The following is a 13940-nucleotide window of genomic DNA, read 5'->3' as shown; positions in this document are numbered from 1 at the left end:
GTGCCATTCCCCCAGGTTCTCGCTATGATCCTGCCCATGGCCTACTACGAAAAGCGCGGGGACGCCTGGCGAGCCCAGATCCGCCGCAAGGGATATCCAACACTGACTGCCACCTTCGATACCAAAGCCGAGGCCCACCGCTGGGCGGCGGAGATCGAGGGCGATATGTCGCGGGCGCGATTCGTCGACATGCGGGAAGCCGAAAGCACCACCCTCAGCGAAGCGCTTGAGCGCTACCTGTCCGAGGTGACCTCTACTAAGAAGGGCGCCAAGCAGGAAGAAACCCGCATCAAGAAGTGGCAAGCCTCCAAGTACGCCGACAAATCGATGGCCGCGATCCGTTCCAGTGACATGGCCGCGTATCGGGACGCCGAGCTGAAGGAAGGCAAGTCTACTGCCACCGTTCGGCTCGACCTGGCTGTGATCAGCCACCTATACACCGTAGCGACCAAGGAATGGGGCATTGAGGGGCTGACGAACCCGTGTCGCGCCATTCGCATGCCGAAGGGCAGCAAGGAGCGTGATCGCCGACCTTCGCCAGGGGAGCTGCTGGCGCTCTACAAGGCTGCAACTGACCTGCACCATGAGATGCCTATCTTTATCGAGCTAGCGGTGGAGACGGCTATGCGGCGTTCTGAGCTGCATGAACTGCGCCGGGATCAGGTGCGCGGCAAAGTGGCCTACCTTGAAGACACCAAGAACGGCGAGCGTCGAGCGGTGCCGTTGTCGTCCAGGGCGATGGCGCTGCTGCAGATGCTGCCGGTTCCGATTGGTGGAGGGCGATATTTCACCCTGGCACTGAACACGATCAGCAACTACTTTCCTAAGGCGTGTGAGGCGGCCAAAATCGATGGTCTGCGCTTGCACGACCTACGTCATGAGGCCACAAGTCGTTTCTTTGAGCGGGGCTTCAGCACGATGGAGGTGGCCAGTATCACCGGGCACAAAACTTTGGCGATGCTCAAACGGTATACCCATCTGAGCCCGCAGGATTTAGCCGAGCGGCTAGGGTAGATTTTTTGGTTGCCATTTGCCATTATCGCAGGCTTTGAGATTTGCAGGGACGTGAGAATGTTTGCGGTCAGTGATAAAAAGATCTTGTGGCTTATATATACCGTGCTGTTAGGGATGGTACCTATTTTCATGAGATTGATTGTCGCAAACTTGGTTAATGGAGAACGGATACCAGTTGTTGCAGCATCTGATTTTATTTCTCTTGGGATCGTGATACATATTTCCGTTTTGGCCGAAATAAGGTATAGCGATACCCATGGCGCTACATGGAAACAAGCGGTGACTGGGGTTACAGTTCTGGCGCTTATATTCTATTCGGTATTATATGCAGCCTCGGTCTTTTCGGAGGTGTCGAATGAAGTTAATACGTCAGGTATACTTTGGTCATCTATGTTCATGGCAGTGGTGTCTTTCCTGGTCAGTCTTGTTGTTTACGACAGATTGGCGTACGCGCCTGAGGCGCCAGTCGAGGTGGCAAATGATTAACCTTTTGGTTTTATTGGTCGCACCGATTTTTGCTGTTGTAGTGGCAGTGTTTGGATTTTGGTCAATAAAAGATACTCGCAATCGAGAGTCTCTTAAGCGGGAAACTCGTCAGCGGCATTATGATGAATACATGAAAAGGAAGTCTGAGCGTGAAAAGCTTCGTTTACCTCGATGAGTATAAGATGTATTCGTTATCCTCGCAAATTATGGAGGGGGTAACGGATTACGTTTTAAAAGAGTCTTCTCGCAAAGATTCTGATACCGAGGAGCAACTCGGTCCAGATGATAGCGGCAAGAAAATGGGCGAGATTATTCAGACTACGGCAGCTAGTTTTGAGAAGAAATTTCTCCATGACTATGCGTACTCGCTTTTTGAACAGAGGCTTGAAGAGCTGAAAAAAATCAATCACTTTTCTGCGAGCTCTTCTTTTGATGAGTTAGTGAACTCGATTCACGACAGTAGAATAGTAAAGCTCAAGGCTCGGGCTAACTTTGTAGATGCGGGGGGTACCGTAGAAACACTTAACTCCTTTGTTGAATTGCAGGCGGCTGGCGCAATTTTATCTACTATGGATGAGAGGGCGGCGCTAATAGAGGAGCTGATTGAGGCGCAAGTTTTAAATAAAAAAACTCACAATTTGACCTCGGAGTTAGCCCGCCTTTCTAAATCCCCACTTCCTAAGGAAGTCATTGCTAATGAGCGGCTTCAATATGAGAGTATCGCTGCTGTACTTGCGCATGGCTACAAAGGGCGAGTCGATATTAATATGCAAATGGCTGACTGTAATGTTTCGGCTGATCTCAAGCGAGCGTACTTGAAGGATGAGCTTGATTCATTATTCAAAAGCTATTCCAGGGCTACCGATGTTGAACTGGTTATGGTGGGTATTGTTACGCGTGTGCGCTCGGGGGATAGCGAGGACAGTGATGATGACGGCAGTATGTGGGATAAAGAATATATGAGCGAAATACTGATGCAGGCCTCCAAAGCTATTGGTCATATTGAAGGTCTCTTTACAAAGCTGAACGGTCACCACGTTATCGTTGATCCGATTGCAATCTATCTAGATCTTTAATTTCTAGTATTAGAAGGTGCTTGGATGCGCTCTGGGCACTAGGGATTCTCCGATCAAGTCAGCACAGGCCATCTGACCTGTGCTGAAATAGCCCTCCGTCCAACTGCTTTCTACAAGCCCGCCATCCCATGAGCCAGATGAGCTTTTCCGATTTCGAGTATGCCGGTAAGCGCAAGCAAACCCGTCGCGAGCGTTTCCTGGCCGAGATGGAACAGGTGGTTCCGTGGAGCGGGTTGGTAGCGTTGATCGAGCCTCACTACCCAAAGGCTGGCTGTGGCCGCAAGCCGTATCCACTGGAAACCATGCTGCGCATTCACCTGCTGCAGAATTGGTTCTCATTGAGTGATCCAGCCATGGAAGAGGCGCTGTACGAGATTACTTCGATGCGCCAGTTTGCTCGTCTGACGCTCAGCGCTCCGATTCCCGAAGACACAACGATCATGAATTTCCGGCACCTGCTGGAGAAGCATCAGTTGGCGGCGGGCATCCTGGAAACCATCAACAATTACCTGCGAGACAAGGGCTTGTCGTTGCGCCACGGCACCATTGTCGACGCCACAATCATCCACGCACCCAGTTCGACCAAGAACAAGGAAGGTAAACGCGATCCCGAGATGCATCAGACGAAGAAAGGTAACCAATATTTCTTTGGCATGAAGGCGCATATCGGTGCGGATGCCGAGTCGGGTCTGGTGCACCACGTCCACGGCACAGCGGCGAATGTGGCTGATGTAACGGAGGTCGCTCACCTGTTGCATGGCGATGAAAATTTTATCTGTGCCGACGCGGGTTATACCGGCGTGGAGAAGCGGCCGGAGCATGAAGGAAGGCCGGTGATCTGGCAGATTGCGGCTCGTCGTAGCACCTACAAGCACTTGAGCAAACGCAGCGTGCTCTACAAAGCCAGACGCAAGATCGAGAAGGTCAAAGCGCAGGCGCGAGCGAAGGTCGAACATCCATTCCGTGTGATCAAGCGCCAATTCGGCTATGTGAAAACCCGCTTCCGTGGCTTGGCCAAGAACACGGCGCAACTGACCACGCTGTTTGCCCTGTCGAATCTGTGGATGGTGCGCCGGCAATTATTGCCTGCTGCGGGAGAGGTGCACCCGTAAGGACAGAAAACCAAGGCTATGCCTTGGTTTTCCAATAATTAACGGCTGAAAATCGGGTTTTTCGGCATCCCTAAGCCGTCCATTTCCGGCTGATGGGCAACTTGTTCGGAGTTTCCATAACGGCATATCCTGGGCTGAGATTTCAAATGGCTCATTAAAAAACATCATGAGTGGCGGCGGTGCTGCAATCCCGTACGGAATCGCAAACGATAGGCGCGGGAACTGGCTTGTGGTCGTAAGTCAAGGCTCGACGTACAAGACAAGGAAAAACACCAAGGGTCTAACAAGTTGGGACGCTCTCCCTGACAACCTTGGGATTTCGGCCTTGGGGTACAAAGGCGACATTCTATTGTTTGGCGCTGGGGCCAACTATCAGCGCGGCGTGATCGTGCCTTCATACAATCCGGCCACACAGTTCTATGTGCCGCCCCTTGGACCTGGCGCATGGCTTCGTGCTCGTTGAGGAGATCATAAATGGTCAAAGTTGAAGATGGTGTGGCAAAGCGCGAACCGATCCCAGACTTCTTACAGGGGCTTGCCCCGGAGTCGCTTGCCGACCTGTCGTGGACTGATCCTGCTCTTGGCGTCCACGGTGCTGCTTGGTGGCCCGAGATCGACGAGTCGGGTGAGCTCGGCGACGGCAAGAAATGGGGCGCAGAGACCCTGAGCGTGGACAGCGGTCGTAAGGTCGTGGTCGTCAAGCGCCAGCAGGTCAACATGACTGCGGCAGAGAAGGCGGAGCGAGACGCGGCATTGGCGGCCGAATGGCTGCCACTCATTGCTGCTCGCCGTTACCAAGCCGAGACCTCAGGCATTGAGCTGCAGGGAATGCAGGTGGCCACCGACGACCGCTCCAAGCTGCTCATCAACGGCGCTGCGCTCCGGGCCTCCCGCGAAGATGGATACACACTGCGCTGGAAGACCGACGAGGGCTTTGTCGATCTGCCCGGCGACCAGGTGCTGCTGATGGCTGATGCGGTCGCGGACCACGTCCAAGCCTGCTTCGACCGTGAAGCCGAGCTGCTCGCTGCTGTGGCTGATGGCTCGATCACGGCAGAGATGCTGGAGCGGGGCTGGCCGTAGATGACATCCCGAGTGGCGTTTGGGCATCATGGACGCATCATTGACAAGGGTGCACGAATGGAAATTAGGGACGTAATACACCGATTCGAAGCGGAGTTCTCAGTCATTGCTGATCGGTTCCACATCCGACAGCTCGCCGTATCTGAGGCCGCTGCATGCGCAGAGGACTATGTGGCGCATCCTGGCGTGTATGTGTTCTGGCGGCCCGGCGGTGTAGTCAAGGTCGGCCGCCACCTGACGAACGCCCGCAAGCGGGCTCTTGAACATATCGTGGCGAACACTGGCGGATCTATGGCCGAACTGATCACTCAAAGCGATGCCCGACTACTGCTATTTTCGCTGATCAACCCTGCCGACAGGCATTGGGCTGCAGCTGTGGAGATCTATCTGGAGTCTCAGCTCAATCCAAGCGTGAAGGCAGCCCGCCTTGGGTGAGGTGTCTGGCGCCGAGAGAGGCGCTTAAGGCCGCCAAGCGACTACAAATTCCGGTAACCCAGCCCGCCACTGAGCGGGCTTTTTTTCGCCCAAAGGAAAGTACCCGTGCTGAAACAAATCCGCGCCTCGGCGATTGCCCCGGCGCTCGCTCTGCTGCCTGCGAGAATGTCTGGCCGACGTGCTGAGCAGATGCTGTTGACCGTCGGCCTGCAAGAGAGTCGCCTCGAACACCGCCGTCAACTCGGCAATGGCCCGGCCCGTGGCCTGTGGCAGTTCGAGAAGGGAGGTGGTGTGCGTGGCGTGCTAGAGTTCCACACGACCAAGGCCCTGGCACGCTCGGTGTGCGAGGCCCGTGGCGTGGCGCCGACCGCTGATGCCGTGCACGCGGCGATGGAGCATGACGACGTGCTGGCCGCTGCGTTCGCCCGCCTGCTGCTGTGGACCGATCCCGCGCCGCTGCCAGCGGTTGGCGAAGTCCAGCAGGCCTGGGCGCTGTACGTCCGCACCTGGCGCCCGGGCAAGCCGCATCGGCACACGTGGGATGGGTTCTATGCCCAGGCGATGGAGGAGCTGGCATGAAGCGCCTTGTCCTGCTGATCGCCATTGCCGCCATGCTCCCCGGCTGCGCAGTCCAGGCCCTGAGCTACGCCGCCAACGCCTACTGCTCGGTGCCCGAGCCTGCCCGCATGGCCAATCGGATCCTTGTGAATGCATCCATTGCCCCCAACCGGGTGCAGGTCACTTGTTCGGGTGAATCCGAATGAGTGACCGGTTCCTCGACCCGCTGGTGCTCCAGGCCTACGCCAAAGGCGAGTGGGTGCTGATGAGCGACTTCCGGTACCAGGCCGCTGACGGAACGATCTACACGGCGCCGAAATACTTCATCACCGATCTGGCCTCAACGCCCTGGATCGTCAAGCCGCTTCTGTCTGGCATTGAAGACCGAGCCTGTGGCGTGATCCACGACCTGCTGTACTGCGACAACCGGCTGCCCCGCGTCGTCTGTGACGCACTGTTCTACGAAATGTTGCTGGTGGCCGGGGCCGACAAGAAACGGGCAGGGCTGATGCACCTGGGCTTGCGAGTCGGTGGCGGCCCGCGATACGCCGCCTGTGCGGGCGGCATAAAGGTCGAGGATCTGGCGTTTGAGCTGATGTCTGAGGTGGAGCGGGTGGCGTGGCGCGGAAAGCTGCAACCCGCGCTTGTCATGGCGCGGGATTGAGGTCGAACAGTCTGGCTGGCTGGCAGAATGCCCGATTCTGTTAGGAACCGCTGCTGCCTGGGCCCCATATTTTGGCAATCACGTCCCAGTACTTTACCGCCGCGCCGACGATGCCGCCTGACACGATGATCAGCGTGGTAATCCAGTGAGCTTTGATCTGCTCGATAATGTACACCGGATGGATGCCATTCACATCGAACCAACTGCCGCTGGTTTTCAGGTTCTTCGCGTGCATCCGTTCGAATATGTTGGAAAACATATCCAGTTTCCGCAGCGTCGATTGATGCAGTTTCAGGTACTCGCCTTTGACGAAGGCTTCGGCCTCTTGGGCGCCGGTTAGGCCATCTTGATCTGCGATGTGGTTCAGCTCGACAATGCTGAAAATTCGTCCCTTACGCCCAGACGCTGACGTGTGAGAGGCGTACTGCCTCCCGTATATTTCTACAAGGATGCGAGCAAGGTCTACCTTCTTATCATCCTGCAGCTCGAAAGGGGTACCCCCGAGCGCCCGCAACCTATGCTCCAGAGCAAAGAAACCGTAATTCTCATCGCGCATGTTCCAATGAAGAAACCTGCAATGGCTGTTCTGCTGGAGGAAGCCGAAATATCCTTCGAGCATAGCCTTTTCAAGAGCCGGGAAATTTTCATTAATTTTGTCCAGGCAATGCTGGAGCTCGGCCGATTTGTGTATGGACCACGATCTGGTCTGTGCAGTCCTCAGGTTGCGGATGGCGATGGATGTAACCCTGGTTGACCCCCCAGTGGAGTTCTCATAGAACGACTCGCAAGAATAATGCACTACGTACACACGCTGGGAGTCTTCAAACAAATCCTCGACGAGCTTCCTGCTTGCGGATCGCTGCTTTACCCGCGCCACCTCTGAACCCATGATCGTGCCCGCTCCCTAAATGATGGACTATCTAAAAAACGGGCAGATTGCCAGCTTTTCACTGGCGTGATCCTAGCAATTTTCATGGGGGAATTTTGGGGGAATCGCTCCCCCGAGTGGTGTGGAGTGCTGGTTAATCATGCTGTGTTTAAGACGTTGAAAAATAAGGATTTATAATTTTTAGTCCAGATTTTTCTGATGCCAAAAACGGATTCGAAATCCGTTGTGTCAGCAATGGCACCTAGGGTTCAAATCCCTATCTCTCCGCCATACATCGAAACCCCGTGAGTTCAGGCTCGCGGGGTTTTTCGTTTGTGGCGGATTTTTCCGCGCGCTCCTCAGTCACGCCATGGTTGGCAATTTTCAGGCGCCAATCGGCTGACGAAACTTCTCGTTAGTTACAGGCAGCCAGCAACTTTAGAATACCGGCGGTGCGTACGGTTTTATTGTCGGACAGTTCTGTCGCGGTATTTAAAAGTGGGTGGTTTGAAGCGGGCTTCCATCGCTAAGTTTTCAACCCCATTCAGGCTCGGTAAGTTTCGCGAACGTATTGAAAACTGTCGCTCAGCAATTCTGAGGCTCTAGGTTTTGTACGAAAAGTCGGCGAGCGAAGGTCAGGCAAGGCGCAACGAGCGAAGCGAGTAACAGCCGTAGGCTGACCCGAAGGGCGAGCGCCAGCGAGTCAAAACAGGCGAGGAACGGTCGGAGTCGCGGGCGACTTTACTGGAGTAAATGAGCATTCCGAGTCTGTTTTTAACGCAGCATGGCCGAGCGCAGGCACTTTTCGTACAAAACCTAGGTCGGCCATGTAAGCCGACCTGTTTTTCGGAATGAGATCAAGGCAGCCGCTGTTCGATCACACCCAGCCAGCCCATGCCCGGATAAGTTTCGAAGCCGGGTGTCAGTGAATAGCCCTGGATGCTGTTCTGCGCCAGGGTGCTGTAGCCGGTCGCCTGGTCCGACCGGGTCTTGAGGGCGATACTCTGCCCCAGCGGAGCCTGCGGGTCCGAGCTGGCAATGATCCGGTGGCTGGCATCGACCATCATCACTCGGGTGCGGGTGCGCTCTTCGTCGCTCAGGCGCACGCCATTGATCACCGAGTCCGACTGGTTCTTCCAGTCGAAGAAAATTCCGATGACACCGACCGCCGACGAGTGCTTGCTGGCATTGCTGCGCACGGCGGCGCTGAATGCACAGGTCTGCAAGCCATTGAGCAGGGGCTCCGCTGACACTTCACCCGCAAAGTACTGGTCGCCTGAGCTGTGCCGTATGGCCTGCTTGAACCAGGGGGTCTCGCTGACGTTGGCGCCGATTACCTTGCCGAAGGTATCGGGCCGGCCGGAGGCGATCACGGTGCCCGTGGTATCGGCCACCCAGATGTCGAGGTACACCGTGTAGCTGTCGAGGATGACCCCCAGGCGCTCGCTGCAGTGGGCGCGGCTCTGCGGCGTCGGGTTGGTCAGGGCGTCGACCAGCGAGGCATCGGTGGCCCACCAGCGCACGTCGCAAGTGCGTTCGTACAAGTTGCGGTCAATGATTTCGATCAGGTTCAGTGCCAGGTCGGCCAGCCGCTGTCCCCGTACATCGAAGCACATGCCCTGGCCCAGTTCGGTCAGTTCGTTGACGGCAGCTTGCAGGTCTTGCGTCAGGCCGCTGGCAATTCTGGAAATCTGTTCGGAGATGTTCTTCACTTCTTCGGCAACCACGGCAAAACCTTGCCCGGCTTTGCCTGCGTGGGCCGCTTCGATCAATGCATTGATCGCCAGCAATCGAGTTTGACGGGTAATCAGTTGTATATCGCTGACGCCACGAGTCGCGAGCGACTCCACTTCACGCGACAGGGTCACAATCCGTTCGGGCTCGATCATTTTCTTTATGCTTCAATAAGTTGTAGTTGGCGGCAGCCGATGCACTGTAATTGTGCAGAAAAGAGCGAGTGGCATCATTATTATTCATAGGCCTGGAAGTCTGTGCTTCCTGTTTTAATTGCTGTTTGTCGCCGTGCCCTCGACTTCGCTAATGTAGTTTTTAAGGTAATTGGCCTGCAAGTATTCCTTCCTTTTGTTTGAGAAGTATTACTGCTTGGCATTCATCCTGTGGTCTGTGCGAGTGAGCGCCCGATCGCTTGCCTGTTTTGCGAAGGTCGTTCTAATGGCTCTATTTCGGGGTGAACCGAGATACGCTCGATCATTCGTCATGAAAAGGCGCCGAGCGGAGCCTGAGCAGGCTCCCGTGCCCTATACACCGCCTGCCAGGTCTTTGGTCTGCGATACGAAGCGAGTCGCTGTTCTTGCAGCAGCCTTCGCTTGCATGTCATCAGGCTTGTCTATTCTTGGTGCAGGTGCTGACGTCAGGTTGGGAAAATTCCTAGCCGACGAGAGGCGCCATTCATTGCCCGTCGCGTGTGCGGCTTGGGCTCAGTTCCGATGTATGCCAAGGAGTTGCAGATGAGCGATGCAGAGCAAACCGCGCAGGCGCCAGACCAGGGTTACCAGCAGTTGATCGCCCAGTTCCAGGCCCAGGGGCGGCAGATCGACTGGTTGCTGCAGTGGCTGGTGAAGTTCGTGGTCAATACCAAGGTCGAGCTGGGCGTAACCCTCTCGGTCGGCGGCAATCTGATTTCCGGCCATCTGATTGGGCATGACGCCTATTTCGAGCAACTGGCCGATGACCTGGCCGCGCCGTTCGGCCAGTTTCACAATGGCACCGACCAATCGATGAAAGAGATGATCCTGTCGTTCAAGCCCGGTGAACTGGCCGAGGACGACAACCACGCCTTTCATTTCATTCATCTGCGGGACTGCAAGACCTATTCTTCGGATCAGAGTCCGATCTGCGAGAACGGTGTGCTATGGCGGGGCCGCATCGCGGCGGTGGAAGGCTTCAGCATCGGGCGTATCGTGACGCACTGAGTCGCCGTCAAGCGGACAAAGAAAAGCCCGCCGATGGGGGAGCGGGCTTAAGTTCACACTTGGGAGCGACTTCACGATGCAACATCGGCTGTGAAAACTTCGTGAAGTCGCCAGCGCCGCCAGCATCTTTTTTCAGGCCCGCGTTGTTCGAGGCGCCGATCACCTGGCTGTCCTCGGACGGTCATGAGGGGCTGGCAGGATGAATGGCTAAATAATGTCGTTTTCTCGCGACAAAATGTCGCGCCGCACCAAAGGGCGAGTAATATATGCGCCCATCACCGATTGCTCCGGTATGGCCTGAGATCACTGGCACGAAAAATCGAATAGAAACGCCAGGTTGTACGCCCCGGTCTTGTACAGAATCAATGAGAGACGAAAAGGCGAAGAAGAGATGACCAACACCACCCGTCCGCTTTACATTTCCTACGCGGGCCCATCCCTGCTCGAAATGCCCCTGCTGAACAAGGGCAGTGCGTTCACACCGCAAGAGCGTATCGATTTCAACCTCATCGGCCTGCTGCCGCAGAACGTGGAAACCATCGAAGAACAGGTGACCCGGGTCTACAGCCAGTATCAGCAGTGCGCCAGCAACCTGGACAAGCACATTTACCTGCGCTCGATCCAGGACAACAACGAGACCCTGTTCTTCCGCCTGCTGGACGCGCATCTGGAAGAGATGCTGCCGATCATCTATACCCCCACCGTGGGCCAGGCCTGCCAGGAATTCTCCAAGATCTACCGCACCCATCGCGGTCTGTTCATTTCCTATCCTGACCGCGACCGCATCGACGACATCCTGCGCAGCGCCACCAAGGACCGTATCAAGGTCATCGTGGTCACCGACAGCGAGCGTATCCTCGGCCTGGGCGACCAGGGCATCGGCGGCATGGGCATCCCGATCGGCAAGCTGTCGCTGTACACCGCCTGTGGTGGCATCAGCCCGGCCTATACCCTGCCCATCGTGCTGGATGTCGGCACCAACAATCAGGAGCTGCTCGACGACCCGATGTACATGGGCTGGCGCCACGAGCGCGTGACCGGCCAGGAGTACCAGGACTTCGTCGCACTGTTCATCGAGGCCGTGCAGCGCCGCTGGCCGGACGTCCTGCTGCAGTTCGAAGACTTCGCCCAGGCCAACGCTATGCCGTTGCTGGACAAATACCGCGACGAGCTGTGCTGCTTCAACGACGACATCCAGGGCACCGCGTCGGTGGCCGTGGGCACGCTGCTGGCGGCCTGTAAGGCCAAGCAGGAAAGCCTGGGCCAGCAGAAGGTGGTGTTCCTGGGCGCGGGTTCGGCGGGCTGCGGTATCGCCGAGCACATCATCGCCGCCATGCAGGTCGAAGGCCTGAGCGAAGCCGAGGCGCGCAAGCGCATCTTCATGGTCGACCGTTTCGGCCTGCTCACCGAAGGCATGGACAACCTGCTGGACTTCCAGAAACGCCTGGCGCAACCGGCTGCCGACGTGGCTGGCTGGGCGACGGGTGGCGAGTCCTACGCGTCCCTGCTGGACGTGGTCAGCCACGCGGGGGCCACCGTGCTGATCGGCGTGTCCGGCCAGCGTGGTCTGTTCAGCGAAGCGGTGATCCGCGAGCTGCACAAGCACTGCCCGCAACCGCTGGTGATGCCGCTGTCCAACCCGACTTCCAAGGTCGAGGCGACTCCCGAGGAAATCCTCACCTGGACCAACGGCCAGGCCCTGGTCGCCACCGGCAGCCCGTTCGCACCGGTGAGCATCAACGGTCGCACCGTGCACATCGCCCAGTGCAACAACTCCTACATCTTCCCCGGTATCGGTCTGGGCGTAGTGGCCTGCAAGGCGTCGCGCATTACCGACCGGATGCTGATGGCCGCTTCCAACGCGCTGGCCGAGTGCTCGCCGATGGTGACCGGGGAGGGCGACGCCGTACTGCCGCCGCTCAAGGACATCCAGCAGGTCAGCCGCAAAATCGCCCTGGCGGTGGCCAAGGAAGCGCAGGCCGAAGGTCTGGCGCTGGAAACCTCCGAAGAGCATCTGCTCGACGCCATCGAGCGCAACTTCTGGGTGCCCGAGTACCGTAGCTACCGTCGTCGTTCCAACTGATCGACCCTCGCCGGAGCGCCGTCAGCGCGCTCCGGCACCTCTGGCCATCGGCCAGCTCAGATGAAGATCCGCCAAAGACTTGCAGCCCGGCGCGCGTCAAGCGGCGCTGGCGATATATACTGCGCGCCATTATCCAAGGGAGAGCCTTGTGGCCATCGATATTCACTGGGTCCGCGACGACGACAGCCTCGCCCGCCAATGTGCACACTGGCAGTCGCTGCCATTCATCGCCCTCGACACCGAGTTCATGCGGGTCGACACCTTTTATCCGATTGCCGGCCTGTTGCAGGTCGGTTACGCCAATGACGCCTGGCTGATCGATCCGTTGCTGATCGAAGACTGGCGGCCCCTGGCCAGGCTGCTGGAAGACAGCTCGGTCACCAAGGTGCTGCATGCCTGCAGCGAAGACCTCGAGGTCCTGCTGCGCCTCACCGGCAGCCTGCCGGTGCCGCTGTTCGACACCCAGCTGGCTGCTGGCTACCTGAACATTGGTTTCTCGATGGGCTATTCACGCCTGGTACAGGCGGTGCTGGACATCGAGCTGCCCAAGGCCGAGACCCGCTCCGACTGGCTACAGCGACCATTGTCCGAAACCCAGATCAGCTACGCGGCCGAAGATGCCGTGCATCTGGCCGAGCTGTTCGAGCGGCTGCGGGTGCGCCTGTCCGAGGAAAAACAGGCGTGGTTGCTGGAAGACGGCGCCGAGCTGGTGGCCAACCTGCGTCGCGAGAGTGACCCGCGCGAGGCCTATCGCGACACCAAGCTGGCCTGGAAGCTGTCGCGCCAGCAACTGGCGGTGCTGCGGGAGCTGTGCGCCTGGCGTGAGCAGCAGGCCCGGGCGCGCAATCAGCCGCGCAATCGCATCCTGCGTGAGCAGTCGCTGTGGCCGCTGGCCCGCACCCAGCCGGACAACCTCACGGCACTGGCGCGTATCGAAGACATGCACCCGCGCACCGTGCGCCAGGATGGCGAGTTCCTGCTGCAACTGATCGCCGGCGCAGCCAGGCAACCGGCGCAGCAGTGGCCCGAGCCGCTGCCCGAGCCGTTGCCCATCGAAGCTTCCGGCATCCTCAAGTCGCTGCGCGCCATCGGCCAGCAGCACGCCGAACGCCTGGACATGGCGCCGGAGCTGATGCTGCGCAAGAAAACCCTGGAGCAGCTGCTCAAGAGCGGTTTCCCCCAGGGGCCTTACCAATTGCCCGACTCACTGCGTGGCTGGCGCCGTGAGCTGATGGGCCAGGCATTGCTCGACAGCCTGGCCAATTGAGGAGAACAGCCTTGAAACGTATCTGCTCCATCTACCGCAGCCCGAAAAAGAACGAAATGTACCTGTACGTGCTCAAGAGCGACGTGCTGACCCGCGTGCCCGAGGGCCTGCTGACGGTCTTTGGTACCCCGCAACACGCCTTCGACCTGGTCCTGACCCCGGAGCGCAAGCTGGCCCGTGAGGACATCGCCAAGGTGCTGGAGAACCTCGACAACCAGGGTTACCACCTGCAGATGCCGCCGCCTGAAGACGAGTACATCGAACACCTGCCTGAAGAGCTGCTGCGTCGCAACGACCCGGCATGATTTCACCTGCTCCCGGCACCCGTGCGGCGCCGGTCGAGCGAGGCTTCCCATTCCCG

Annotated in this window: 15 protein-coding genes and 1 tRNA gene; 14 read left to right on the top strand and 2 right to left on the bottom strand. The window is 57.8% G+C overall.

The window, feature by feature from the left end; all coding sequences use genetic code 11:
- The first annotated feature begins 36 nt into the window (after positions 1-36).
- The 9 genes from RRX38_RS08790 (at position 37) to RRX38_RS08750 (ending at position 6428) form a co-directional block, all read left to right on the top strand.
- Positions 37-1014, top strand: coding sequence for a site-specific integrase (locus tag RRX38_RS08790; RefSeq protein ID WP_315962649.1), 978 nt, complete (start codon positions 37-39; stop codon positions 1012-1014).
- 57 nt (positions 1015-1071) lie between these two features.
- Positions 1072-1500 (top strand): hypothetical protein, encoded by a 429-nt coding sequence (locus RRX38_RS08785; RefSeq protein ID WP_315962262.1) that lies wholly within the window; start codon positions 1072-1074, stop codon positions 1498-1500.
- Positions 1501-1649: 149 nt separating this feature from the next.
- Complete coding sequence (locus RRX38_RS08780; RefSeq protein WP_315962261.1) at positions 1650-2576, top strand: hypothetical protein; 927 nt, start codon at positions 1650-1652, stop codon at positions 2574-2576.
- A gap of 128 nt (positions 2577-2704) precedes the next feature.
- Positions 2705-3688 (top strand): IS5 family transposase, encoded by a 984-nt coding sequence (locus tag RRX38_RS08775; RefSeq protein WP_315962260.1) that lies wholly within the window; start codon positions 2705-2707, stop codon positions 3686-3688.
- A 474-nt stretch (positions 3689-4162) separates the two neighbouring features.
- Entirely contained in the window at positions 4163-4771 is a 609-nt protein-coding gene (locus tag RRX38_RS08770) for a DUF4376 domain-containing protein (protein WP_315962259.1), read from the top strand.
- Between the two features lie 57 nt (positions 4772-4828).
- The gene (locus tag RRX38_RS08765; protein WP_315962258.1) at positions 4829-5206 is read left to right on the top strand and encodes a hypothetical protein; all 378 of its coding nucleotides are present in this window, start codon (positions 4829-4831) and stop codon (positions 5204-5206) included.
- A gap of 105 nt (positions 5207-5311) precedes the next feature.
- Positions 5312-5785 (top strand): hypothetical protein, encoded by a 474-nt coding sequence (locus RRX38_RS08760; protein WP_315962257.1) that lies wholly within the window; start codon positions 5312-5314, stop codon positions 5783-5785.
- Positions 5782-5970, top strand: coding sequence for a hypothetical protein (locus RRX38_RS08755; RefSeq protein ID WP_315962256.1), 189 nt, complete (start codon positions 5782-5784; stop codon positions 5968-5970). Before RRX38_RS08760 ends, RRX38_RS08755 begins: the two co-directional genes overlap by 4 nt.
- Positions 5967-6428, top strand: coding sequence for a DUF1353 domain-containing protein (locus RRX38_RS08750; RefSeq protein ID WP_315962255.1), 462 nt, complete (start codon positions 5967-5969; stop codon positions 6426-6428). The genes RRX38_RS08755 and RRX38_RS08750 overlap by 4 nt, the downstream gene beginning before the upstream one ends.
- A gap of 40 nt (positions 6429-6468) precedes the next feature.
- Here the strand turns inward: RRX38_RS08750 and RRX38_RS08745 are convergent, their stop codons facing one another.
- Positions 6469-7317: a hypothetical protein gene (locus RRX38_RS08745; RefSeq protein ID WP_315962254.1), complete on the bottom strand. Its 849-nt coding sequence runs from the start codon at positions 7315-7317 to the stop codon at positions 6469-6471.
- Between the two features lie 123 nt (positions 7318-7440).
- Here RRX38_RS08745 and RRX38_RS08740 point away from each other — a divergent pair.
- Positions 7441-7587 (top strand) — tRNA-OTHER (locus RRX38_RS08740).
- A 566-nt stretch (positions 7588-8153) separates the two neighbouring features.
- Here RRX38_RS08740 and RRX38_RS08735 read toward each other — a convergent pair.
- Positions 8154-9185, bottom strand: a complete 1032-nt coding sequence (locus RRX38_RS08735; RefSeq protein ID WP_315962253.1) for a methyl-accepting chemotaxis protein — start codon at positions 9183-9185, stop codon at positions 8154-8156.
- 579 nt (positions 9186-9764) lie between these two features.
- Here RRX38_RS08735 and gvpU point away from each other — a divergent pair.
- From gvpU to RRX38_RS08715, 4 genes are all read left to right on the top strand, one after another.
- Positions 9765-10229 (top strand): gas vesicle accessory protein GvpU, encoded by a 465-nt coding sequence (gvpU, locus tag RRX38_RS08730; protein ID WP_295478312.1) that lies wholly within the window; start codon positions 9765-9767, stop codon positions 10227-10229.
- A 391-nt stretch (positions 10230-10620) separates the two neighbouring features.
- Entirely contained in the window at positions 10621-12312 is a 1692-nt protein-coding gene (locus RRX38_RS08725) for an NAD-dependent malic enzyme (protein ID WP_295478315.1), read from the top strand.
- 148 nt (positions 12313-12460) lie between these two features.
- Positions 12461-13579 carry a ribonuclease D gene (gene rnd / locus RRX38_RS08720; RefSeq protein ID WP_315962252.1) on the top strand — a complete coding sequence of 373 codons (1119 nt, stop codon included), beginning with the start codon at positions 12461-12463 and terminating at the stop codon, positions 13577-13579.
- Between the two features lie 11 nt (positions 13580-13590).
- Positions 13591-13884 carry a YcgL domain-containing protein gene (locus tag RRX38_RS08715; RefSeq protein WP_295478321.1) on the top strand — a complete coding sequence of 98 codons (294 nt, stop codon included), beginning with the start codon at positions 13591-13593 and terminating at the stop codon, positions 13882-13884.
- The last annotated feature ends 56 nt before the right edge of the window (positions 13885-13940 follow it).

Source organism: Pseudomonas sp. DTU_2021_1001937_2_SI_NGA_ILE_001, assembly GCF_032463525.1.
Lineage (GTDB): Bacteria > Pseudomonadota > Gammaproteobacteria > Pseudomonadales > Pseudomonadaceae > Aquipseudomonas.
The sequence above is the reverse complement of the archived record's forward strand: the minus strand, read 5'-3'. Positions and strand labels throughout refer to the sequence as shown.